Annotated in this window: 23 protein-coding genes and 1 other RNA gene; 8 read left to right on the top strand and 16 right to left on the bottom strand. The window is 65.9% G+C overall.

The genetic code is table 11. From position 1 onward, the window contains the following. Positions 1–337: 337 nt before the first annotated feature. Complete coding sequence (gltA, locus tag HL657_RS08395; protein WP_317296370.1) at positions 338–1,681, bottom strand: NADPH-dependent glutamate synthase; 1,344 nt, start codon at positions 1,679–1,681, stop codon at positions 338–340. Continuing rightward, positions 1,674–2,534, bottom strand: coding sequence for a sulfide/dihydroorotate dehydrogenase-like FAD/NAD-binding protein (locus HL657_RS08390; protein WP_317296369.1), 861 nt, complete (start codon positions 2,532–2,534; stop codon positions 1,674–1,676). Before HL657_RS08390 ends, gltA begins: the two co-directional genes overlap by 8 nt. Positions 2,535–2,714: 180 nt before the next feature. On the opposite strand from HL657_RS08390, the gene HL657_RS08385 reads away from it, so the two are divergent. Beyond that, positions 2,715–2,870, top strand: coding sequence for a hypothetical protein (locus HL657_RS08385; RefSeq protein WP_317296368.1), 156 nt, complete (start codon positions 2,715–2,717; stop codon positions 2,868–2,870). Positions 2,871–2,877: 7 nt separating this feature from the next. Next, on the top strand, positions 2,878–3,201 hold the full coding sequence (locus HL657_RS08380; protein ID WP_317296367.1) for a YbjQ family protein: 324 nt from the start codon (positions 2,878–2,880) through the stop codon (positions 3,199–3,201). 455 nt (positions 3,202–3,656) lie between these two features. Here the strand turns inward: HL657_RS08380 and arcS are convergent, their stop codons facing one another. From arcS to HL657_RS08360, 4 genes are read right to left on the bottom strand one after another with little or no spacing between them, the layout of a single operon-like run. Next, positions 3,657–5,291 carry an archaeosine synthase subunit alpha gene (gene arcS, locus HL657_RS08375; protein ID WP_317296366.1) on the bottom strand — a complete coding sequence of 545 codons (1,635 nt, stop codon included), beginning with the start codon at positions 5,289–5,291 and terminating at the stop codon, positions 3,657–3,659. Next, on the bottom strand, positions 5,278–6,729 hold the full coding sequence (tgtA, locus tag HL657_RS08370) for a tRNA guanosine(15) transglycosylase TgtA (RefSeq protein WP_317296365.1): 1,452 nt from the start codon (positions 6,727–6,729) through the stop codon (positions 5,278–5,280). The genes arcS and tgtA overlap by 14 nt, the downstream gene beginning before the upstream one ends. A gap of 5 nt (positions 6,730–6,734) precedes the next feature. Then, complete coding sequence (locus HL657_RS08365; protein ID WP_317296364.1) at positions 6,735–7,301, bottom strand: TIGR00296 family protein; 567 nt, start codon at positions 7,299–7,301, stop codon at positions 6,735–6,737. A gap of 29 nt (positions 7,302–7,330) precedes the next feature. Next, positions 7,331–7,906 (bottom strand): hypothetical protein, encoded by a 576-nt coding sequence (locus HL657_RS08360; protein ID WP_317296363.1) that lies wholly within the window; start codon positions 7,904–7,906, stop codon positions 7,331–7,333. Between the two features lie 173 nt (positions 7,907–8,079). On the opposite strand from HL657_RS08360, the gene rnpB reads away from it, so the two are divergent. Further along, an RNA gene (gene rnpB / locus HL657_RS08355) (RNase P RNA component) lies at positions 8,080–8,423 on the top strand. A gap of 27 nt (positions 8,424–8,450) precedes the next feature. Here rnpB and HL657_RS08350 read toward each other — a convergent pair. After that, complete coding sequence (locus HL657_RS08350; RefSeq protein ID WP_317296362.1) at positions 8,451–8,711, bottom strand: hypothetical protein; 261 nt, start codon at positions 8,709–8,711, stop codon at positions 8,451–8,453. 121 nt (positions 8,712–8,832) lie between these two features. Here HL657_RS08350 and HL657_RS08345 point away from each other — a divergent pair, with 121 nt between their 5' ends. Further along, a complete protein-coding gene (locus HL657_RS08345) occupies positions 8,833–9,387 on the top strand; it encodes a CBS domain-containing protein (protein ID WP_317296361.1) in 555 nt (184 codons plus the stop codon). Between the two features lie 3 nt (positions 9,388–9,390). On the opposite strand, the gene tpiA is transcribed toward HL657_RS08345, so the two are convergent. Beyond that, positions 9,391–10,059, bottom strand: coding sequence for a triose-phosphate isomerase (gene tpiA / locus HL657_RS08340; protein WP_317296374.1), 669 nt, complete (start codon positions 10,057–10,059; stop codon positions 9,391–9,393). Positions 10,060–10,767: 708 nt separating this feature from the next. After that, positions 10,768–13,278 carry a U32 family peptidase gene (locus tag HL657_RS08335; RefSeq protein WP_317296360.1) on the bottom strand — a complete coding sequence of 837 codons (2,511 nt, stop codon included), beginning with the start codon at positions 13,276–13,278 and terminating at the stop codon, positions 10,768–10,770. An 89-nt stretch (positions 13,279–13,367) separates the two neighbouring features. On the opposite strand from HL657_RS08335, the gene HL657_RS08330 reads away from it, so the two are divergent. From HL657_RS08330 to HL657_RS08315, 4 genes are all read left to right on the top strand, one after another. Beyond that, positions 13,368–14,168 (top strand): pyrroline-5-carboxylate reductase family protein, encoded by an 801-nt coding sequence (locus HL657_RS08330; protein ID WP_317296359.1) that lies wholly within the window; start codon positions 13,368–13,370, stop codon positions 14,166–14,168. Positions 14,169–14,247: 79 nt separating this feature from the next. Beyond that, the gene (locus tag HL657_RS08325) at positions 14,248–14,877 is read left to right on the top strand and encodes a type I 3-dehydroquinate dehydratase (RefSeq protein WP_317296358.1); all 630 of its coding nucleotides are present in this window, start codon (positions 14,248–14,250) and stop codon (positions 14,875–14,877) included. Positions 14,878–15,054: 177 nt separating this feature from the next. Further along, complete coding sequence (gene vapB, locus HL657_RS08320; RefSeq protein ID WP_317296357.1) at positions 15,055–15,282, top strand: type II toxin-antitoxin system VapB family antitoxin; 228 nt, start codon at positions 15,055–15,057, stop codon at positions 15,280–15,282. Continuing rightward, a complete protein-coding gene (locus HL657_RS08315) occupies positions 15,272–15,685 on the top strand; it encodes a type II toxin-antitoxin system VapC family toxin (protein ID WP_317296356.1) in 414 nt (137 codons plus the stop codon). Before vapB ends, HL657_RS08315 begins: the two co-directional genes overlap by 11 nt. Positions 15,686–16,238: 553 nt before the next feature. Here the strand turns inward: HL657_RS08315 and aroC are convergent. Genes aroC through HL657_RS08280 form a run of 7 tightly spaced genes read right to left on the bottom strand, consistent with a single transcriptional unit; the run spans position 16,239 to position 23,248 of the window. Further along, on the bottom strand, positions 16,239–17,240 hold the full coding sequence (gene aroC / locus HL657_RS08310; RefSeq protein WP_317296355.1) for a chorismate synthase: 1,002 nt from the start codon (positions 17,238–17,240) through the stop codon (positions 16,239–16,241). Next, a complete protein-coding gene (gene aroE / locus HL657_RS08305; protein WP_317296354.1) occupies positions 17,237–18,601 on the bottom strand; it encodes a shikimate dehydrogenase in 1,365 nt (454 codons plus the stop codon). The genes aroC and aroE overlap by 4 nt, the downstream gene beginning before the upstream one ends. After that, positions 18,598–19,866 (bottom strand): 3-phosphoshikimate 1-carboxyvinyltransferase, encoded by a 1,269-nt coding sequence (gene aroA / locus HL657_RS08300; protein ID WP_317296353.1) that lies wholly within the window; start codon positions 19,864–19,866, stop codon positions 18,598–18,600. The genes aroE and aroA overlap by 4 nt, the downstream gene beginning before the upstream one ends. Continuing rightward, positions 19,863–20,654 carry a prephenate dehydratase gene (locus HL657_RS08295; RefSeq protein WP_317296352.1) on the bottom strand — a complete coding sequence of 264 codons (792 nt, stop codon included), beginning with the start codon at positions 20,652–20,654 and terminating at the stop codon, positions 19,863–19,865. The genes aroA and HL657_RS08295 overlap by 4 nt, the downstream gene beginning before the upstream one ends. Beyond that, positions 20,651–21,475, bottom strand: coding sequence for a prephenate dehydrogenase/arogenate dehydrogenase family protein (locus HL657_RS08290; RefSeq protein WP_317296351.1), 825 nt, complete (start codon positions 21,473–21,475; stop codon positions 20,651–20,653). Before HL657_RS08290 ends, HL657_RS08295 begins: the two co-directional genes overlap by 4 nt. A 4-nt stretch (positions 21,476–21,479) precedes the next feature. Then, positions 21,480–22,466 (bottom strand): 3-dehydroquinate synthase II, encoded by a 987-nt coding sequence (locus tag HL657_RS08285; RefSeq protein ID WP_317296350.1) that lies wholly within the window; start codon positions 22,464–22,466, stop codon positions 21,480–21,482. Next, entirely contained in the window at positions 22,463–23,248 is a 786-nt protein-coding gene (locus tag HL657_RS08280) for a 2-amino-3,7-dideoxy-D-threo-hept-6-ulosonate synthase (RefSeq protein WP_317296373.1), read from the bottom strand. The genes HL657_RS08285 and HL657_RS08280 overlap by 4 nt, the downstream gene beginning before the upstream one ends.

The raw sequence follows: 23,248 nt of genomic DNA, 5'->3' as shown, positions 1-23,248 counted from the left end.
CTCGTTTGCTACAATGTTACGATGTGGACAGAATAAGGTTTCTTTTTTTCCCGGCGGCGCGACGGGCCGGCGCCAGAACGTCATAGCAGTCAGAACCGCGCGGCCTCCCTCCGGGCCCTATCCACCCCCCAGACGCGATACCCGATGGAAAGCCGTTGATGGTTGGATAGGATGCTCTGAGGGACGGCAGGCAGGATGTCTGAAAAGAGAGAATTGAAGATCTTAAAAAACCGGAGCATGAGAAGCCTGAATCTCACTGCAGCATTTGCAGCAGAACCGGCCAGTGCAGGCAAACCACCCAAACTCAGCCCCGGCCCAACCCCACGAAAAAGAGTAATTACTCTTCCTTCAGCATCGCGTTGATCGCCGCCGCAGCGCGTTTCGCCGAGCCCATCGCCTCGATCACCGTCGCCGCGCCGGTGGCGATGTCCCCGCCGGCGTAGACGTGGGGGATCGAGGTTCGGCCGTTCTCGTCGACGACGACGTTGCCCTTCCGGGCGCGCTCAAGCCCCGGGATCAGGGAGACGAGGAGCGGGTTCGGGCTCGTGCCGATCGCCTGGATCACCATGTCCACGTCGAGGGTGAACTCGCTCCCCTCGATCGGCTCCGGGGACCGCCGGCCGCTCGCGTCGAGGCCGCAGAGGGACATCTTCACGCACTCGACGCCGGTGACGGACTGCTCTCCGAGGATCCGGGTCGGGTTCGTGCAGGTATAGAACGCGATCCCCTCCTCCTTCGCATGCTCGACCTCGGCCTTCCGTGCCGGCATCTCATCTTCGCCGCGCCGGTAAATCAGGGAGACCTTCGCCCCCAGGCGGCGCGCTACCCGTGCGGAGTCCATCGCGACGTTGCCGCCGCCGATCACCGCCACGCGGCCCCCGTGCAGAACCGGCGTGTCGAACTCCGGGAACGCGTCGGCATGCATCAGGTTCACCCTCGTCAGAAACTCGTTTGCCGAGTAGACGCCGTTTAAGTTCTCCCCGGGGATGCACATGAACGCGGGGAGCCCCGCCCCGGTCGCGAGGAAGACCGCGTCGTAGCCGAGGAGTTCATCTGTGCTGACGCTCCTCCCCACGAGATGGTTCTTCTTCAACCGGGCGCCGAGGGCGAGCACCTGCTCGACCTCCGCTTTGACGACATTCTTCGGGAGCCGGAATGCGGGGATGCCGTAGGTCAGGACCCCGCCGGCCTCGTGGAGCGACTCAAAGATCGTGACGGCGTGGCCGGCGCGGGCGAGCTCGGCCGCAGCCGTCAGCCCCGCCGGGCCGGAGCCCACGACCGCCACCCGCTTTCCGGTCGGCTTCGCCACGTCGGGGAGGGTGGGGTCGTTCTCCCGCTCCCAGTCGGCCACGAACCGCTCGAGCGCGCCGATCCGGATCGGGGTCTCCTTGTTGCCGAGGATGCAGACGCCCTCGCACTGGGTCTCCTGCGGGCAGACCCGCCCGCAGATGGCGGGGAGCATGTTCTGCTCCTTGAGCGCCCGTGCGGCCGTGGAGAAGTTCCCCTCCGCGACATGCCCGATGAACGCGGGGATGTCGATGTTGACCGGGCAGCCGGTTACGCAGAGGGGTTTCTTGCACTGCAGGCACCGCTCCGCCTCGGCGACGGCCTCGGCAGGCGAAAGACCGCAGTCGACCTCGTTGAAGTCCTTGATCCGGACGTCGGCCGACCGGTCACTCATGGTGGTGGCCTCCTTCGCCGCACCGGCACCGGTGTTCTGCGAACCTCTCGAGCGACTCCTTCTCCTGCGTGGTGTAGATCCGCTGCCGCTGCATCATCTCGTTGAAGTCGACCTGGTGGGCGTCGAACTCGGGGCCGTCGACGCAGGCGAACTTCGTCTCCCCGCCGACGGTCACCCGGCAGGAGCCGCACATCCCCGTCCCGTCGACCATGATCGGGTTGAGGCTGACGTAGGTCTTCACGCCGTAGGGCACCGTCGCGCCGGAGGTGACCTTCATCATGATAGCGGGGCCGATGATCCAGACCCGGTCGATCTTCCGCTCCTCGAGCAGTTTCTTCAGGACGTCGGCTGCAAACCCGTGGACGCCCTTGCTCCCGTCGTCGGTCGTGATGTAGAGCTCGTCGCAGATCTCCTTCATCTCGTCCTCCAGGATGAGGAGATCTGCGCTCCGCGCACCGATGATCCCGATGACGTGGTTGCCGGCATCTTTGAGTTCTTTTGCGATGAGGGGCGTGCTCGCGATCCCGACACCGCCGCCGATGACGCAGCAGGTGCCGTAGTTCTCGATCTCGCTCGGTTTGCCGAGCGGTCCCACGACGTCGCTGATGCTGTCGCCCGCGCCGAGGGTCGCAAGCTCCTCGGTCGTCTTGCCGACGGTCATGAAGATCACCCGGACGGTGTCTCCCCTGACCGCGGAGATGGTGAGCGGTATCCGCTCGCCCGCCTCATGCAGGCGCACAATGAGAAACTGGCCTGCCCGTGCATGCTGCGCCACCTGCGGCGCACGTATCCAATATTCATAAACCCGGTCGGCGAGTTTGGTCGCCAATTCTATCGTATACAACCGATTCACTCCTGATGATGTTGGTCGTCTTGACGTCAAAATGCATCTAACGCTTCGTACATATTGTGACTTCTGCCTCTTTACTGCAGCTCCTCCGCCTTGAACCGTACCCCATGATCGGCCGGAGCGAAGATGGATGCGGAGTAAAAAACGCGAACGGTTATCCGTTGATCCGTCACAGGAATTGGTATGCGGAGCCAGGTAATCTGGGGTATTGCACTGACCGTCATCGGCGTGGTGCTCGCACTGCTAATTCCTATCTTCGGCATCCCGCTCATCGTGATCGGTCTCGCGTTGATCATCTGGCGGGGGCGTGAGGAGACCATCGAACCAATCAGGGAGTGAACGAGGCATGATACTGACGACGACTGAAGAGGTTCCGGGCTACGCCGTAGGGGAGATCCTCGGCGTGGTCTTCGGAAACACGGTACGGACGAAGAACGTAGGGAGGGATATCACGGCCGGGCTCAAGAGCCTCGTCGGCGGCGAACTCCAGGAGTATACCACCATGCTCGCCGACGCCCGGACCGAGGCGTACAACCGGATGGTCAATTCCGCGCGCGACCTCGGGGCCGATGCGGTGGTGAACGTCCGGTTCGCGACGTCCCAGACGATGGCGACCGCGGCGGAACTCCTCGCTTACGGGACGGCGGTGAAGCTCGTCCCGAGGAAGTAAGGGTTTTTGGGTTTTCAGGGCAGGGGATCCTGTCGTTCTTTTTTTGTTGGGATTGGCAGCACGGATTTGAGGCCGTGGGTATCGGGAACGTGTTTGACCTCTTGCTGGGGGTTAAAACTCTTGCTACTCACACATTTCCGTAACACGGATATCCATCGGCTATCGCCATGACTGCCCCCGCCCCCCGGGGCGGGGGAGGAGGCCGGAGGCCGGGCGGGGTGGGGGTTGCAGGAATCCTTTAGTATGTGGAGACAGGGGAGGGGGGATGCTCCCCCCTCCCCGTCAGCCCCACCCCCAATGGCGATATCCACCACGGTCCACTGTACCGGGATTTTTCCTCGCTCGCCAGTTTCAACCCTTGAACGTCGCAGGCGCAAAAGACAATGGACCGTGATGATTCTAAATTTGAGCGCCACAAAACATGAGCCCAGGGGGAAGCGAATCCCCCGGCTCATTCACTCCCCGAGCTTCTTCACCTTCCGCACCCGCACCGCGACCCCGCGCTTCGACCGGAGCATCTCGTCCGCACCCATCATCGCCCGCCCGGTGGCGATCGCGAGCGGGCCTTCGACCAGCACCTCGTCGCCTTCCCGTATCCGGGAGTCGCAGCCCGTGATGCCCGGAGCGAGGACGTCGCCCTGCGGCACGAACTCGTCGATCCTGACCCGGTAGCCCTCCGGTATCAGGTCCCAGCCGGCAAACGTCGGGCGGAAGAGTCCTGTCCCGGGGTCGATGCTGAAGAGCTGCTGCTTCCCGCGGAGCACCGCCATCTGCATGCTCCTCCCCCGGACCTGGAGGCCCTTTGTGTTGATCTCCGTCCCGAACTGCCAGGAGACCGTGCCGCGGATGGTGTCGGTCTGCATCCGGCGCTCGCCTTCGAGGGCGGCGTTTAATGCCCGCAGGGAACCCGGGGACGTCGGGTGGCCCTCGCAGGTCACCTCGAGGTCGATGCCGCAGGCTTCCGCCGCCATCTCCGCGACGGTGAGCGCGCCGCCCTCGAGGTGGGCGATCACCCGGCGGTAGGGGTGGGCGGCGAAGTAGCGGGCGAGGATATCGGCGATGAAGGCGCACTCCTCGCGGTCCCAGTAGCCGGTCACCGGCACATCGTAGTGCGCCGCCGGGTAGACCCGCTCGAGTTCTCTCGGCACGAGGCCGAGGGGCGAGGTGACGATCAGTTCGTGCGCCCGCCGGTTCACCGTGTTCACGAAGAGCTTGTGGCTCCGGGAGAGCGAGTAGGGCTTCCTCGCCGAGCAGGGGAGGAGGACCGCAACGTCCGTTCTGGTCGGGACGAACCGCTCGATCACCCGGTCGGCGAACCGCCGGACTTCCGCCCTGTTCTGCGACTCGGCCGTGTTTGCCCCCATCGGCACCGCCCGCGCCACCGGGAGGGAACGCTCCATGAGCGCGTAGTTGCGGTCGAGGAACCGGAGGATGCCGACCTGTGCGGCGTCCGTGCGGCACCGGGCCTCCATCAGTTCCCGGAGCCTCCCCGCCTCGATGTAGTGCCGGACGAGGGCGAGCTCGCGGTCGAGCGCGAGACGGTTGTGCCGGAGAAGGTCACCCTCCCGGCACCCCTCGCACCCGCAGACCCCGGTCTCCATCATCGATGCGGGGAACTCGCCTTCCGGCAGGCAGAACTTCTTCTGCGCGGAAGCGAGGTCGACACCCCGGTAGTCGAAGAGGTCGAAGCCCGAGTAGACGAGGAGGCAGGCGGTCGAGGGGAGCGCCGCAGCCGGGGCGTACCACGCGGTATCCGGCGGGATCTTCTCTTTCAAGCCGGCAAGCCATCCCGCGTAACTCCGGGGGTTTTTCTCCGCCGTGTGCCAGTTCGCGACCATGACGCAGTCGCCCGAATCCGCCGAGGCGGCGAGCGGGTGGACGGCCACCGGCTGCCCCTCGCCGGGGGAAAAGTAGTTCTCCACGAACGCCGGGTCGATGGCGAGCGGGACGTTCGAGAGAGAGCGCTCACGGAGCGTGGGAAAGAGGGCGTCCGTATCGAGGGCGGCGGGGAGGGATACGACCGTCTCTTCGTGATCGTAGGTTCCTATCCGCGCGAGGCCGTCGCGCTTTACCGCCTCATACCTGCTCATGGAGCACCTCCGCACCGGGCACCTCTTCGAGGACGAGGGGCGCCCACTCCTCACCGCACCGGACGGCGAACCGTTTCTCCGGGTGCGCCTCCATCAGCGCCCGGATGCCTGCGCATCCCGACCGGACCATATCGTCGTCCCATTCCGGGACCTCGCTCTGGCCTACCGGGAAGGTCTCCGCGAGTTCCACGGGGTAGGGCCCGAAGGGTGGTTTGAAGTTCAGGACGGTGTCGAACCCGGGAACCTCGCGCCCGTCGAACGAGACCAGCACCCGCTCGCCAAGGGGGATGCGGGGAATGACCTCGTGGAACCGGAGCACCTCCGTTCTCCGGCAGGTCTCCGAGCCCCGGTAGAAGAACCGGCGCTTGGAGACGGGATCGTCGCGTTCGAGTTCCGCAGCGTGAGCGAGGAGTTCCCGGTAGCCGTCGAGCAGGCGCGGGTGGCCCCGGCACCGCTCGTCGACGAGTTCCCAGAGCGTCCCGTCCTGGATCGCCTGCCGGATGCGGGCGATCTCCGCAAGAGTGACGTGGAGGTTGTGGAGAGCGAGCAGCCGCTCCCGGTCGTCGGACTTCCGGAGCTCGTCGGCGGTCATCGAGCGGCAGACCCGGCAGGCGCAGGGGAGTTCGGCGAGCTCGTCGATCTTGAGGCTCCCGTGCGGGGTGATGTAGCGCCCTTCCCGTGCAAAGAGGGCGTATGCGGCCGAGTCGAAGAGATCGCAGCCCATGGCGACCGCGAGGGCGAACATCGACGGGTGGCCTGCGCCGAAGAGGTGGACGGCGGTACCCGGGGAGAGCCCGCGTTTCGCCGCAAGGACGACCTGAACGAGTTCTTTGTAGCGGTAGCTCTCCATCAGCGGCACCACGGCACCGATGGGAGCGAAGGTGAAGTCGAGGTCCCGGACGGCCCGGCCCGCCTCCTCGCGGAGGTCGGTGAAGATGCCGCCCTGCACCGGCGCTGCCAGGTTCGCGTCGGGGAAGAGAGCCTGTGCCTCGCGGATCCGCTCCATCGTGACCGCGAGTTCCCGTGCCGCTCTCCCGGGCCCTGCGTCCGGTGGGGTGGGGATGTCCAGGGGGACGACGATGTCGCTTTTTATCGCCTGCTGGAACTCGAGCGTGTCGGGGTTGCTCACCTCGACCTCCCCGTAGACGGAGAGCTGAAACGAGCCCGAGTCGGTCATGACGACGCCGTCGAAGTCGAGGACGCCATGAAGCCCTTCCGCGAGCGCCCGGTCGTGGAATTCGGTGCTCCGCCTGAAGATGTAGGCGTTCGTGATCAGCGCCTCGACGCCCATCTCCTGCATCTCGCGGGGGGTGACCAGGGGGAGGTGGGGGTTGACGACGGGGAGGAGCGCGGGCGTCCGGACTGTTTTATCGTTCACCCTGAGTTTGCCGACCCTTCCCGCGATATCTTTGTGTATGACTTCAAAAGTAATTGCCATTCGGTTTAAACCGCCTTTTCTTCGAATATCTGCCCCTCGAACGTCTGCACGGCGACGTCAGCGCGCTTCCAGCACCCGGGCGGAAGCCCGGCCTTGACGCAGGTCTGGTCGAGGAACTCTCTGCTGCTCCAGCCGTACTCGGTCGGGACCTGCGGAAGGAGGAGCCCTCCGGTCCCGAGACCGCTGACGATCAGGCCGTGCTTCCCGACATCGACACAGCCGGGGCGCTCCTCCGGCGGGCAGTCGAGCGGCCGGGGGGGCGTGAGCACCGTCACCTCGAGGTCGAGGTCGGCGAGTTCCGACCGCGATACCGGGGGAAACCGGGGATCCTCGAGGGCCGCCGATACGGCCGCTTCAAGGATCGCGTCGCCAAGCGGTTTTATCGGGTACGGGAGGCCGATGCATCCGCGGAGGCGTCCCTGCCGCTTGAGCGTGACGAAGACGCCGCGTTTCTCCCCAAAGATCGGGGAACGCACGGGAAGCTCCGTCCGTTTGCCGTCGACGGCTTTCTCGATGGCGTTGCGTGCCAGACGAACTGCCGTTCTGCCTTCTTCCGGGGTCAGCATTTCCATCAAAATGGGTCGTATGATATTGAATACTTTTAGTCTTTATCAGGAGAAGAGAGAGCGTCAGCGTCGGCCGCAGGAATTCTGACCCGTCCGGTGATCGAGCAGGGTGCGCTGCCTTCGGGACGCACCAGGACAGTCAGGGCCTCGTCCAGAGAGACGGGGCGGTCGAGGCAGAGCCGGATCGTGCACTCGTCTCCGGGAAACAGGAGGGTTCCGCCCCCGGGCAGTGCCGCCGACCACGTTCCCGGCTCCGAGAAAGAGCTCCCTGAAGGCGTGAGGACCTCGAGGTAAGTTCCTGCCGTGACCGTAACGGTGGCCCGGGAGAGGTCGACGGCCTCGCCTTCCCCGGTATGGACGACGCGGACGGCGACGGTATCGACGAAGGTTCCGGAGAGCCCCGGAATCGACGAGGAGCCGGTGACTTCCCCGGCCGGCGCAAGACGTGGTTCGCCTGCAACCAGGACCGGGTATTCACCCGGATCGGACGAGGATCCGACGTCCATGAAGCTCGCTCCGAGCGAGACGAGCGAGAAGAGTGTGGTTACGGCAACAAACGCCGCGAAGATCGCCGCAAGCTCCAGGTGTGTATAGGCCTCGCTCCCCCCCATGGTAACGCCAATGGTAAGACCCGGGAACCCGTATATAAATCTATCCCGGTGGCGGGGAGATGCGCGGCAGGTACGTAGGTCGCCGCAGATCGTCCCGCGGTGCCCGGCGGCGGGGGTGAGCCCGGGCAGGATACCCGTACGGCTTTATATTCTCACCACAAAATATTATAAGGGAGAGGGAGAGTGCGGCCGACGGTGGCACATCCTGTGCTGCTGAGGAAAGTCCTCCCACCGGCCAGACACGCAGCCGCATGCAAGTGCGGGTGGCGAGAGTCACGGCAATGACACAGAAACGACACGGCCCGCCGTCAGTGATGAAACGACCGAGCCCTCCGTCCGGGGGGCGAGCGGCGCGGGTTTCCGCGCACTTCGTTGAACGTAGCGGCGGGATACGATGAAACGGTGAATCCCTGCGGGTGCAAGCCAGAATCGGGCATATGGATCGTCTGGTATCCGCCCAGGTATGGCGCGTAGCTGAATGCCGCACTGAACAGAAGGAGGCTTACTCCTCCCACTCTTCACTATGAAACACTTTTATGGTAGTTCAACCACCCTTTGGCTTCAGCTCGATCTCCTCAAACGTCACGACATGCGAGTCGAAGACGTCGCCCCGTTCGTTCATGAAGAGCTGGACAAAGACCTCGGCGGGCGCGTTCTCCATGGATATGACGTCCCCGTGTTCGGCTTTGACCTCGAAACCGAGGGATTCCAGTTCGCTCCGGACGGCGTCCCGGGTGTAGTAGGTCGAGAGTATATCCCGGACCTTTGCGAGGACGTTCTGCTGCTCCTCCTCTGTTACGGCCATACTCCCTCATGCGCCCCGGGGTATATTAACCTCTTCCGGCGGCTGCCGGGGACGCGCCGGCACCGGTGCGGGAGTGTCATGAGGCAAATATATATATGAAAAAATTACCATTAGTAATAAGATGGAGATACCTACCCCGGCGGAACTGCGGGAGAAAAGGCTCCGTATGGGCTTAAAGCAGGCAGATGTGGCCCGTATGGCAGGAATAAGCCAGTCCATGGTCGCGCGGATCGAGGCGGGCAGTGTGGACCCAAGGGTGAGCACGCTTGCGAGGATCGTGGAAGTCCTGCAGGCAGCCGAGAATTCGGCAATCACGGCGGCCGACGTGATGAACGCACCCGTGCTCTCCGTCGCCCCGGACGACCCTGTCAGCCGTGCTGTCGAGATCATGGGCAAAAACGGCATCTCCCAGCTGCCGGTGCTCGAGAGCGGGGTGCCGTTCGGGTGCATATCCGAGTCGGCGATCATGAACGCCATGGAAGAAGGGGGGCTTCACCAGACGCACCGGAAGCTGGTGCAGGACTACATGGAGCCCGGTTTCCCGACGGTTCCTCCGACGGCGCCCATCGATACGGTCGTCCATCTCCTGCACCACAGCCACGCGGTCGTTGTTATCGAGAAGGGGAAGGTGCAGGGTGTGATCACCAAGCACGACCTGATATCGCTCATAACCTGAGTTCTAGAGCATTGAGACCAGGTCCCGGAGGACCGCTTCGGGATCGTCGGCCTTGACCACGCTTGAGGCGAGGAGGACGCCGCAGGTCCCGAGGTCGACGGCTATTTTTACGCATTCGCCCGACTGGATGCCGGCCCCGGTCAGGACTTTCACATCCGGGTTCACCGCCCGAACAGCGTTGACCGACCGCTCGATGATCCCCGGGTCGGCCTTCGAGACCGAGACCCCGCTCCCGATCAGTTCCGGGGGCTCGATCGCCACGTAGTCGGGGCCGAGCGCTGCGGCGGCGGCGCTGGTGGAGTCGTTGTTCGTGCAGACGACCGACTCGAGGTGGAGCCTCCGGGCCGCCTGGACGCAGGCGTCGATATCGGCGAGAGTCAGGCGGCGCTCGGAGTGGTTGATCAGGGTGCCACGTGCGCCCGCCGACCTGACGGCTTCCGGGAGAATGTGGCCGGTATGGGCGCCGGGCGTGATCGCGTCGATATGCTGGGCATAGACGGGTATCGCGTAGTGGTGGCTCATCGGGTGAATTTCGGTGAAGACCGGCGCGATGCCGATGACGGCGCCGCTCTCCCTCGCCACGGTCTCGGCCGCAGCGGCGATCCGGTGAGCGTTGCTGCCCATACCTTCCTGATAGGTCTTGAGATTGACCAGAATGAACGGTGAATCCATATCCATCACGTCTGACTGATAGATTGCTCCCCCTGATATTAACTCTGATGCCGGTGACGGGGGCTGAGAGGGTGGATCGCTTGGTGGGTAAGCGCGGGGTGGCCACGACTTATATGCAGCAGAGTTCGAAAACTTCGAAGAGTATAGAGCGCGACCAGGTGAAGGACGTGAACATAAGCGACATGACAAGCCTGAAGTAATTGAGCCAGTCGCAAGTTGTATCTACGGTTCAAGAGCCCCATTCCAGAGGAACGTCGCAAGTCCAAAGATCTGCGATCCTCTCCACCGATGTCCCGTAGGAACATCGGCTATCGCCACGCACTGCCCCCGCCCCCAGGGGCGGGGGAGGAGGCCGGAGGCCGGGTGGAGTGGGGGTTACACGTCTCCTTATAGGATGGAGACAGGGGAGGGGGGGCATGCCCCCCCTCCCCGTCAGCCCCTCCCCGCGTGGCGATATCCCCACGGTCCAGTGTACCGGGCAAGCCTGAGAAGAACTGTTCTGAAAGGAATGCACTACTTCTGCATCCGACGCCACCATTTCCATTGATCGAGCCTGTGGTCGACGCGACCTCAGAGGCGTTTTGGAACGCCTTACTTACTAGGTCTGGGGAACGACGTTCTGTCATCAAAAGTACGCTGGTATTCCTGAACCCTGCTCTGTCTCGTGATCGGCAGGATAAGAAAATTTAGGAGGGATCTGGCGGAAGCTCACTCCAGAAGCCCTCGGACAAAGTGCCCGCCGGTGATGCCCCCGAGCGCCCGCCGTTTCACCTCGTCCTTGAGCCCGGAGAGGACGCCCGGCTCCCGGCGACCCACCGCACCGATCCCTTCCCGGTAGAGGCGGGCCATATCCCCGGCGTAACGCGGCCCCCGTCCCCGTGCGTCGATGGCGACGGCGTCGATGTCCATCGCGGTGATTTGAGGCAGGCGGTCAACGAGAGAGGTTTCGACGGCGTTCGCGATGCAGGTCCGCCCCTCGCCGTCGCGCCGGAGCGGGAAGACACGGTTTCGCCCGTCCTGGAGTCCCAGGAACCCTTCTCCGGCGACCGCCGCCGCGAGCCTGTCCTCGGTCACCATCGCCTCGATGTTGCCCTGCACCAGCACCTCGAGTTCGGGGGTATCCCCGGCCGACGCCGCGAGCCCGGCAAGGTCGGCGGCCGGGAGTTCAGGGGAGGCCGTGCACCGCAGGAAGAGCGGCGCGAGTTCCGCGGCGGTGCGGTGGTTCCAGAGGTTCAGCCCGGCGGCGCCGTAGAGCCTCATCCGGGGCTCGGTCCTCCGCACCGCGTCCGCGGCGCCCATCCCGCTCACCATTACCCCGCGGATGCCGGCATCGTAGAGCGACGGGAGGAGGGGGGCCGCCGCATCGAGGAAGTCGCGACGGGTGATCGACGGCCACTTCCAGACCAGGTCCGCACCCCCCTCCCGGCAGACGGCGGCGGCTTCTTCAAGGACTCCAGGGTCTGCCGCCTCGATATAGACGGTGCGGGCGCCGTTCCGCGCGGCGGCCTCCGCCCCCTCGAGGGTGTCGGTGTAGACCGAGACCGATGGAAGCCGGGATTTCCGGTGAGAACCTGCCGGCCGCTCCATCCCGGCAATCGCCGCTTCGACCCGATCCCGGGCCGCACGCATCGCATCCTCCCCCGGGCGCCGTGCGGCGAGCACGGCATCTTCGACCCTTTCTAAGAATGTCCGCCGGACCCGGTTCAACTCCCCGAGCGGGCTAAAGAGCCCGCCGGGGTACCGGAGGTCCAGATTCCGGATCGTAAACGGCGTCCCCCCGGTCTTCCCGAACTGCTCCGCGATCTGCTCTCCGGTAAGCGGCCGGCTCCGTGCCGGCTCCATCACGAGATCCGGGCGGTAGCGCACCCGGAGCGGTTCGCCGCCGTGTTGTGCGACGACCGCCTCCATGCAGGGCGTGCCGTCCTTCCAGACGACCGCCACGTCGAGCGGCAACGGCTTCAGGGGTTTTTCCATGATTCGCTTTGCCCGCTCCTCGAGGTCCGCACTCCTCGTCAGGAAGACTTTGGCGCCGGACGTGACCGGCGCGGGGACGCTGAGCCGTACCATACCGCGGCGGACGGCGGGGGTGCCGCGGACAACCGCCCCCACGTCACTGTCGGGGTCGTCCGTGCAGAAGGCCAACCCATCGCCGGACCGGGGCGCGAGATCGCCGGCAAGATGCACGGTCGCCTCCTGCCGCCGCGGGTCGTAACCGGTGACCGTGCCGAGCAGGATACCCCTGTTCCCGGGCCGGTCGCGGGCCATGATATCGCTGGCGCCGAGGATGTAGCCCTCCGTGAACTCCCGGTTGAATGCAAGCGCGAGGTCCCGCATATCCTCCCGCGAGGGCGACCAGGCTTCCCCGGCGGCGATCGCGTCGAGGGCGTGCCGGTAGATGCTCGTCACCGTGGCGACGTAATCCACCGAGCGCATCCGGCCCTCGATCTTGAGCGACGCCACCGGCGCACGGGCGAGGAGGTCGAGGCGCGGGTACACCGAGAGGTCCCGGGTCGAGAGCAGGTAGCGGTCCTCTCCCGGCACGGCCCGGAGGTCTTTCGGGCGCCCGTAATCGTCCGTTTCAGCGGTCACGAGCCGGTAGGGCTTCCTGCACGGCTGGGCGCACATCCCTCGGTTCCCGCTCCGCCCCCCGATGACCGAGGAGAGGAGGCACTGGCCCGAGTAGCAGTAGCAGAGCGCTCCGTGGGCAAAGACCTCGATGCCGATCCCTTGCACCCCCGCGATATCCTCGACCTCCGCAAGGGTGAGTTCCCGCGCCAGCACCACGCGGGAGAACCCCTCCCGTGCCGCCCGGGCCACGCCTTCGCGGTTGTGGATCGCCATCTGGGTGGAAGCATGGAGAGGGAGGTCCGGGACCGCCTCCCGGGCAAGCGACGCCACCCCGGCGTCCTGCACCAGAACGGCATCGACCCCGGTCTCGTAGAGCCAGAGGAGGTAGCGGGCCACGTCGGGGAGTTCGGCGTCCCGGATGAGGGTGTTCACGGTGACGTAGACCCTGACGCCCCGGAGGTGCGCGTAGTCGACGGCGGACCGGAGTTCCTCGTCGGAGAAGTTCGCCGCGTAGTGCCGGGCCCCGAACCGTCGCCCGGCAAGGTAGACGGCATCGGCGCCGGCGGCAACCGCTGCCGCCAGGGCCTCCGGCGACCCGGCCGGCGCAAGCAGTTCCGGCGGCCCGGATGTCTGATGGTGATTGTGCGGCATCTGCTTCGTACCGTTCGACCCCCCGGCCTATATACTCGGCGGGGGGTATCCTTTTTTGGCAGCAGAGCGATGTGAAGAGGAGGCCTGATATGGATCGTGTGGGAATTATCGGCTACGGGCACATGGGCAGCATGCTGGTGAACGGGTTTCTCTCATCCGGCGTGCTCGGCATCGATGAGATCATGGTTGCGTCTAAGCGTCAGGAGAGCATGGACGCATGCGCCGCAGCATGGCCGGGAATCGGCATCGCCAGAACGAACAGGGAACTTGCCCGGCAGTGCCGGCTCATCATCATCACCGTCAGGCCGCAGGAGACGCGCGGCGTTCTCAACGAAATTGCCTCCGTAATGGACGGCGACGAGCATGTCGTCTCGCTCGCCGCAGGCATCAGCCTCGAGGATCTCGAAGGGCTGTTTTCGGGATCGGTCACCCGGGTCGTTCCCACGGCCACCTCCGCGGTCGGGCAGGGGACGACGCTGGTCTGCCACGGGCGGCAGGTGGGCATGCTCGACGCTCTCCGGGCGGAGGGGCTCTTTTCGTCCATCGGGAATGTAGCGCTTGTCGATGAGGTGAACCTCCCGGCGGCCACCCTCCTCTCGAGTTGCGGGCCGGGGCTGCTCGCCGCCATCATCGAGGAACTTGCCGGCGCGACAGCCCGTGCGAGCGGCCTTGAAGCGGGTCGGGCGCTGGCCCTGACGACGGAGATGGCTGCGGCAACGGCCGCTTACCTCCGGGAGACCGGAAAGACACCCGGCGACCTGGTCGAGGAGGTCGCGACCGGCGGCGGCGTCACGGAGGCCGGGGTGCAGAGGCTCCGGGAACGGCTCCCGGGTGTCTTCGACGGAACGGTCGCCGCCATGCTGGAGCGCTACGGTACGGTGGGGAAGTGACGGAAACAGGAGCCGCTCCCGATCCGCAAAGGCCACAGGCAGACTTTTAAGTGATAGGGCAGGAATACCTCCGGTAGGTATGAAGATCGTCGTCTCTGTGGAGAACCCCGGCGTTATCGATGAGGTGGCGGCGTACAGCCCGACGTTCATCGAGATCAGGCTCGACAGGATGGAGGGGGATCTGCTGGACCAGGTCCGTGCTATCCGGGAGAAGACCGACATCCCGCTGATTGCCACGCTCAGGAGCAGAGAGGAGGGAGGGCGGTTTGTCGGCGATCTGGACCTCTGGGTCAGGATCATCGGGCCGATCGCACGATACGTCGATATCGTGGACGTAGAGGCGCGATACCGGGACCACGCGCCGTTCATCAAGAGCCAGGGGGTCCAGATCCTCGCGTCGCTGCACACGAACGAGATGCCCAGCCTGCCGGAGCTCGGGAGGATCGAGGAGATGCTCAGGTCCTACGGCGACATACCGAAGATCGTCGTGAAGCCCCGGACCCGGGAGGACCTCTTCGAACTCGTCATGTTCACCCACCAGGCCCAGAAACCCATCTGCACGAGCATCATGGGCGCCGAGTTCCGCTACGCCCGTGCAATCCTGCCCCTCTTCGGGTCGGAGTTCACGTTCAGCCATGCCGGCACCCCGACGGCCGAGGGGCAGTACCATATACGGGAGATGCGGCAGATTGCGGATCTGCTGAAGTGAAGGGGAGGGGTCTCATGGTCCCCTTCACCGATGACCCGGCGATTCTTTACCCTCTCGACGCATATAGCCGTCTTACCCGCGATCCGGCGGACCCTGCGAGTGATCCTGCCGGGTCTGTACGTGTTCTTCCCCCGGAGGCTCTCAATGTTTATATGCCGGAACTGTATACATGACATTATGTCTACAACTTCTGTCTACAGCATCCGCATCGATTCCCGGGTCCGGAAGATGATCGATGAGCTGGACGATCCCACATGGCAGGACGAGCTTCGTGCCTTCATCGAGCGGTCGGTACGGAGAAGGCGCAAGGCACAGCTCCTGGCACGGGCACGGGAAACCCATCGCTCCCTGGACGAAGGGCCCCCTGCCGCGGACCTGATCCGGGAGGATCGCGATGCCCGATAGCGTTGTGCTGGACTCGTGCATCATTGCAGCCGTCTTCTTCCCGGAGGGGATCACGGATAGAGCAATCGAGATCGTGGAGGGCCACGATTGTACCACGGTCGATCTCGCATACGTCGAGGTGGCAAACGTTGCCTGGAAACGGGTTCGTCATTCCGGCCAGGACCTGGATATCATCAGGTCCAGCCTGGCCGACTCTCAGGCATTCATCCGGGAGACCTGCCATGTGGTACCGGCCCGTGACCTGGTGCCCGCGGCATACGATCTGGCGTGCAGCCACGGGATCACAATCTACGACGCCCTTTTTGTTGCCGCTACGGTCCAGTGCGGGACCTGCCTGGTGACCGGTGACGGCAGGCTCCATGACGCGGCGAAGAAGGTGGTGACCACGTACCTGGTCCGGTGATCGCGGGACCGGGGGAAAGGAGCGCGAATCGGCGTCCTCGACGCTCCCCTGGTGCCGTTCTCACGCTCCTGACTCGTACCTTCGGCCAGTCGCCAGTCCAGGGCCTTCGGTCTTCTCCAGCGATGTCCCCATGGAGCATCGCCTGTCGCCATGCACTGCCTCCGCCCCTTGGGGCGGAGTGCGACGGGCCGTAGGGTGCGATGGTCCGAAGGACCGGAGTTTGAGAAAACGCGAAGCGTTTTCGGGGCCGGAGCATGAGCACTGTTAGATGCGGAGGAGGAGGCCGGAGGCCGGGTGAGGTGGGGGTTGACGAGGGGTGTTAACACAGTGAGTTTGAGCATCAATGGTATGAGTTAGAGACAGGGGAGGGGGGCACGCCCCCCCCTCCCCCAATGGCGATACTTAGTGGGAAGCCGTGGATGAGTGCGCAGGATACGAAATAGTTAGACTCCGTTCGTTTGGTGGGAGCGTCGGGTAGTATACAGGTTTACGCGACCGGTGGGCGCCTGAATTTAAAAGGACTGCAGGCCGGGGATCCTGGAACCTGCTCCACCTACTCCCCGCCAAACCCCCGAAACTTCGCCTGCTCGAGCATCGCATCCAGAATAACCATCGCCATCATGCACTCCGCGACCGGTACAATCCGCGGTGCGATGCAGGGGTCGTGCCGCCCTTCGACCGATATCTCCCGCTCCTTCCCGGCGGTATCGACGGTCCGCTGCGGCTTGCGTATCGAGGGCGTCGGCTTGACGGCAAGCCGGACGACGATATCCTGCCCGGTGCTGATCCCGCCGAGGACGCCGCCGGCGTGGTTGCTCAAAAACCCGGCTTCAGCGATGGGATCGTTCATCTCGCTCCCGAGGAGCCTCGCGGCGCCGAACCCCTCGCCGAGCTCGACGCCCTTCACCGCACCGATGCTCATCATCGCCCCGGCGATGGCGGCGTCGAGCTTCCCGAAAACCGGGTCCCCGAGTCCCGGCGGGCACCCGGAGGCTGTCATCTCGACGATGCCGCCTACGGAGTCTCCCGCATCCCGGGCGGCACGGATCTCCGCTTCCATCGCTTCCGGCTTCGTCGCGGCGTGCACCTCGACGACCCTCCCCCGGACCGTGATGCCGTAGGGTGCAAGGCAGCGGACCGCCACCGCTCCGGCGGCGACCCGGGCAAGGGTCTCCCGGCCCGAACTCCGCCCGCCGCCCCGGTGATCGCGGAACCCGTACTTCGCCTGCCAGGTATAGTCCGCGTGCCCCGGCCGGAATACGTCCCGGAGTGCGTCGTAGTCCTCCGACCGGACGTCCCGGTTCCGGACGAGAAGCGCGATCGGGGCGCCGGTCGTCCGTCCTTCAAAAACCCCTGAGAGGATCTCTACCCGGTCGGCCTCCTGCCGGCCGGACTCGAGCGGGCTCTTCCCCGGCCGCCTCCGGTCGAGGTAGGGCTGGATATCCGCCTCCGCGAGGGGGATGCCGGGCGGGCAGCCGTCGATGACCGCGCCCACCGCCGGCCCGTGGCTCTCGCCGAACGTCGTGCACCTGAAGTTTCTTCCGAACGTGTTCATACCAGCATCTCCCGCACCAGTTCAGGCGTGACCGCGATCCCGGTGATCAGCCGGAACTGCTCCACCGCCTGGTGGACGAACATCTCCGTGCCGGGTATCGTCTCGCACCCGGCCTCCCGCGCCGCCCTGATAAGCGGCGTCTCCGGCGGGGTGTAAACGAGGTCGAAGACCGTCGTCCCGCGCTCGAGGTCGTCCGCGGCAAGCAGGCTCCGGGTGTCGGGCTCCATCCCGACCGGGGTTGCGTGTATCACTACATCGGCGTCGGCCCCCTTGAACTCTTCCAGACTCCCCCACCGGCAGTTGAAGCGCTCCGCGAGCCCCCGTGCCGCGTCCGCCGTCCGGGCAAGCACCGTAACCTCCATATCGAGCGAGCAAAGGGCGTAGACCGCCGCGGCCGCCGCCCCGCCGGCGCCGAGCACCACCGCCCGGGCGCCCCGCCGGTGGGCGAGCGGGATCCGAACCCCCAGCCAGTCGGTGTTGTGGCCGTACATCCTCCCGCCGCACCGGACAACGGTGTTCGCCGCCCCGATCGCCATCGCGTGCTCGTCGACCTCATCGAGATGGCGCATCACGTCGGTCTTGAACGGGATGGTGACGGAGAGGCCTTTCAAGGCGAGGAGCGTCGCAAGGCGGACGATCGTCCCGGCATCCGGCCACTCGAAGCGGGTGTAATGATAGTTCATCCCGAAGTGTTGAAAGAGCCGGTTGTAGAGGAGCGGGCTCCTGCTGTGGGCGCAGGGGTTCCCGGCGATGCCGCAGACCATGAGGCCGGGATCCCGCCTGATCATCTCCCGGACGGTCTCAAGCCCGAACTTCCCGAGGAGAGTATCCCGCTCGCGCTGTTCGTCGGGGGAGAGGGCGCTCTCCCCGCGGATCTGCCCGAGAATCATACCGGCAACCTCGGCGGGCGTGCGCCTCCCGGTCTCGATGCAGACGTCGGCCGCACCAAGGTATGCCTCGTTTCGTCGCGAAAGGAGCGTGCGTACCTCCTCTTCCAGGGGCAGATCGGTCAGACCCGGCCGGTCGCTCCCGGCGATCCGCTCATGAATGACCCCGGGCGGGGCGGTGAGGAGATAGACCGTGCCGTGCCGCCGGAGGGCGGCGACGTTTGCCGGGTCGCATACCGCCCCCCCGCCGGTGCCGATCACGCCCTCCGCCGTCCGGAGCGACGCGACAACCTCTCGTTCGAGGGCGCGGAAGTGCGCCTCCCCGGCCCGGCGGAAGATCTCCGGGATCGGCATCCCGGCCCGCTGCTCGACCAGCGCATCGGTGTCGAAGAACGGCACCCCGAGGCGGTTTGCGAGGATCCGCCCGACCGAGGTCTTCCCGGTTCCGCGGAAGCCCACGAGGACGACCTTCACAGCAGCCCCACCCCGTAAAGAGCCTCCCAGAACCCCGGGAAGGACTTCTCCACGCACTCCGGTTCAAGGATCGCCATCCCTCCGACCGCGAGGCCGAGCACGGCAAACGCCATCGCCGTCCGATGGTCGTCGTGCGGGTCGACGGCCACCCCGTGGAGGGGCGCGGGGGTGATCGTGAGGGAGTCCTCCGTGACCTCGACGCCCGCACCCATCCGCCGGAGGGTCTCCGCCGTCACCCCGACGCGGTTGCTCTCCTTGTACTGCAGGTGCCCTGTCCCGGTGATCGTCGTCGGCGACCCTGCCGTCGCCGCCACCGCCGCGAGCGTCTGGACGGTGTCGGGGGACGAGGACATATCGATCTCGATACCCCGAAGGTCGCCCGTCCGCTCCACCGTCACCGCGTCTCTCCCGGAGGTCACCCGGCACCCCATCGCCTCGAGGGCGTCGAGGAACCGCCGGTCCCCCTGGACCGATGCCGGGGAGAGGCCCGTGACCGCAACCTTCCCACCGCAGACGGCCGCGACCGCGAAGAGGTAGGACGCTGATGAGTAGTCCCCCTCGATCCGGTAGCCCCGTCCCCGGTAGGTTGCCCCGCTCTTCACCCGGAACCACTCGTAGCCCCGCCGCTCGATATGCGCGCCGAACCGGAGCATCACGTCCGCGGTCACGTCGAGGTAGGACCGCGAGGCCGGAATCGCCGGGAGCGTGAGTTCCACGTCCTCGTCTGCGTAGGGCGCCGCCATCAGGATGGACGAGATGAACTGGCTGCTGATGCTTCCGTCGATCACCGTCTTCCCGCCCCGGAGCCTGCCGGAGATGCGGACGGGCGGGAACCCCGGCTCGCCGGCAAACGCGACCTCCCCGCCGAGGGCCTGGAGCGCCCCGGCAAGGGGACCGACCGGCCGTTCGAGCATCCGTGCACTCCCCGTCAGCACCACCGGGTGCCGGGCGAGGAGCGCCGCCGAGGTGAGGAGCCGCAGCGTCGTCCCGGAGTTCCCGCAGTCGACGGTCACCTCTCCCGGTGTGGGGAAGGTGCCGCCGCAACCGGCGACGGTGATCTCCCCCGGCAGCCACTCGAGCGGCACCCCGAGGGTTTCAAGCCCCCGGGCGGTCAGTTCCGTGTCGGCCGCCCGGAGCGGCCCTTCTATCCGCGTCCTTCCCGAGGCGAGTGCCCCCGCAATCAGCGCCCGGTGGGTGTAACTCTTTGAGGGCGGTGCCTGAAACGTTGCGTCGACCGGGCCGGTCTGCGACACGCGGACGATCATATCGGCACCTCCATACGGGCGTAGCACCCGAGTTCTCTGACGGTGGTCATGGTCTTGAGTTCTTCCTTTGCCTCTCGCCAGCCTCCGGAGACCTCGAGGTCGATGAAGAAGATGTACCTCCCGATGCCCCGGCGGGACGGCCGCGACTCGATCCGGGTCAGGTTGATCCCGCGCCGGGCGAAGACCCCAAGGATATCGGCAAGGAGCCCGACCCGGTCGAGTTCGGGGTCCACGAGGAGGCTGCACTTCGTGGCTCCCGCAATCCCGCGAGGGAGAGCGGATATCTCGACGAAGCGGGTGGTGTTCTCCCTGCTGTTCTGAAGGTCCCGGAGGGCCAGCGGAAGGCCGTAGATCCGTGCCGCCGTCTCCGAGACGACTGCGCCGGCGCGGCTCTCTCTCTGCATCGCCATCGCGCTTGCCGCATTGCTGCTCGTGTGCACGACCTCCACCCCAAGGCCGTCGAGGAGGATGGAGCACTGTTCGTGCGTCTGCGGGTGGGCGTAGATGACCGAGAGGCGTGCGGGGTCTTCCCGGGCCGCAAGGTGGTGCCGGACGGGCATGTAGGCTTCGGCGGTGATCGAGACCTCGAACTCCATCAGCCCCTGGAGCGTCTCCCCGACGCCGCCGGCCTCCGAGTTCTCGATCGGGACGAGCCCTCTCGCTCCGCCGGCCGCCACGCGCCCGATGATCGAGCGGATCGTCGGCAGGAGTTCGATATCGTCGCCGTAGAGCCTTACCGCGAGTTCGTGGCTGAACGTCCCGGCCGGCCCGAGTGTTGCGACCGTCATCGGCTCACCACGTGGCTGATGAGGTCGTCCGTCTCTTCTGTTGCGGCCCGGAGGTACGAGGCGTAATGGCCGGCGTTTTCGGCAAAGAATGCCTGGAACCGCTCGTCGTCCCCGGACTCGACGATCTCGCGGAGCATCCGGACAGCCTCCTCGAACGCCGCGAGCACCTCCGGGACGGCCGGGTTCATCTGCAGGATGTCGCCGTAGAGCCCCGCGTCCTGGGCGAGGAGCCGTCCGACGAGGCCCATCTCGATCCGGTAAACGGGGCTCGTGAACCGGAGTGTCTCCGCGACGTCGGTGCCGGTCCGGCGGATGGCCTCCGCCTTTGCGAGCGTGCCGAAGTGGGTGAGCCCCTGGATCACCGCCATCATCCGGTCGTGATCTTCGGGTGTCGAGAGGGTGATCGCCGCCCCCTGGTCGCGGAAGACAGAGAGGAGGGCGTCGAGGGTCTCCGGGCTGCACCGGGCAGGAGTGGCGACGATCGTCTGGCCCCGGAGCGATGCCGCACCCGGCCCGAACATCGGGTGGAGCCCGATCACCTCCGCACGGGAGGCGAGCATCGCACGGACCGGTTCGACCTTGAGGGAGGTGAGGTCGCAGAAGACCTGCTCGTCTGAGAGGAGCGGCGCAACCTCGCGGATCACCCCGACGGTGGCACGGATGGGCACCGAGACCATGACGATATCCGCCGTCTCCGCGACGGCGCGGGCGGTGAGGGAGGTCTTTCTCCCGGAGACGATCGTCTCCCACCCGGCGGCCTCAAAGACCCCGGCAAAGAACCGCCCCATCTGTCCCGTGCCGCCGATGATGCCTGCAAGCATGGCGTCACTTCTCCAGGATCGTCTCTTTGACGGCGACCCCGAAGTGCCGCCCGCCCTCCGCGACGCTGCCGAGCACCGTATCGCCGACCGTGAGGGCGGCGACCGATACGGCCGTCCCGTCCTCCCGGACGAGCCGGATCGTCTCGGCGTTCTGGAGAACCAGGCTCACCGTTCTGTCGCCGGCCTTCGCCTCGACGAGGAGGAGCGGGCGGCGCTCGATCTTCACCCTGCCGACGACCGCGTCATGGGTCGGGCCGGTGTGCTCCGCGACGAGCACCTTATCCCCCACCGCAAGGTCGGCGAGGTATGCGGTCTTCCCGCCGGGGAGGAGGATGTAGGCGTGGACCGCCCCGGCGTTCACCCGAAACGGGCGCGGCGCCACGTAGGGGTTCTCCAGGGTCTCGGGGTGCACCATCAAGAACGCCGAGGAGGTGTTGCCGACGAGCATCCCCTCCCCGTCGGTGAGGATCGAGCAGGTGTCGACGCAGACCCTATCGCCCATCCCGACGGGGACGATCCGGGTCACCTCGAACGGGACAAGGGGAACCTCTTCGCCGGCGCCGGCGATCACGCCTGCCGTCTTCCTGACCTCCGCCGCATCATCGGTCGCAAGGAGGATGCCCGCCGCCCCGCGTTCGAGGACGGTCAGGGCGACCTTCGCCTCGTCGGCGCTTCCGACCGCCGCAACGATCCGGTCCGACTGCGCGACGAGGTTCTCGAGCGGGATGATTGTCCAGTCCCGTGTCCTGACGATGACAAGACCCTGCCGGGAGAGCCGGAGCGCCTCCTCTTCGGATTCTTTGTCGACGATCTCGACCTCGAAGACGTCCTTTCCGGGGACGAGATCGCCGTTCTCCCCGACCGTCGTCACCCGCCCGAGTTCCCGGACGCGTTCTGCGTCGTCCGTCACCAGGGCGTCGACACCGCTCTCGATCGCGGTCGTCGCGAGATCCTTCCTCCACGGCCGGAGATCGACCCAGAAGAGTTTCATCGCTCAGTCTCCAGGGCTTCGGCCGGGCTTACGCCCTCGTGCACCACCCGGGATATCGCAGCGATGAACCGGGCTGGGTCGCCGCGCTGGAAGGCGTTCCTGCCCATGCAGACCCCCGCCGCGCCCGCATCGATGGCACCCCGGATGGTCGTGAGCGTCTCCATATCACCGCCCTTCTCGCCGCCGGCGATCATCACCGGCACCGAGCAGGCGGCAGTGATCCGGCGGAATGTCTCCGGATCCCCGGTGTAGTTCGTCTTGATGAGGTCGGCACCGAGTTCTTCTGCCACCCGGACGCAGTGCCCGACCGACTGCGGCGAGGTAGGGTCGATCCCCGTGCCGCGGGGGTAGATCATGATCAGGAGCGGTATCCCCCAGCGGTTGCAGTCCCGCACCACTTCGCCCGCCGATTCGAGCATCCTCGATTCGTTCGGCGCGCCGAGGTTGATGTGGATCGAGACCGCGTCGGCGCCGAGCGCGACCGCCTCCTCCACGGTGCAGACGAGCACCTTGTCGTTCGGGTCGGGGTTTAAGGAGGTGCTCGCGGAGAGATGCACGATAAGCCCGATATCCTTTCCGTGCTTCCGGTGCCCTCCCTTCACCATGCCCTTGTGGAGGACGATGGCGTTCGCTCCCCCCTCGCTCACCGCGTTGACCGTCTCGGTCATGTTGCAGAGCCCTTCGATCTGGCCCATCGTGAACCCGTGATCCATGGGGATGATCACGGCGCGGCCGGTGTTCCTGTCCATTATCCGCTCCAGGCGGATCTCTTTTCCAATCAT

The organism is Methanoculleus nereidis (genome assembly GCF_032944295.1).
GTDB classification, from domain to species: domain Archaea; phylum Halobacteriota; class Methanomicrobia; order Methanomicrobiales; family Methanoculleaceae; genus Methanoculleus; species Methanoculleus nereidis.
This window is presented reverse-complemented; position numbering and strand designations above follow the sequence as displayed.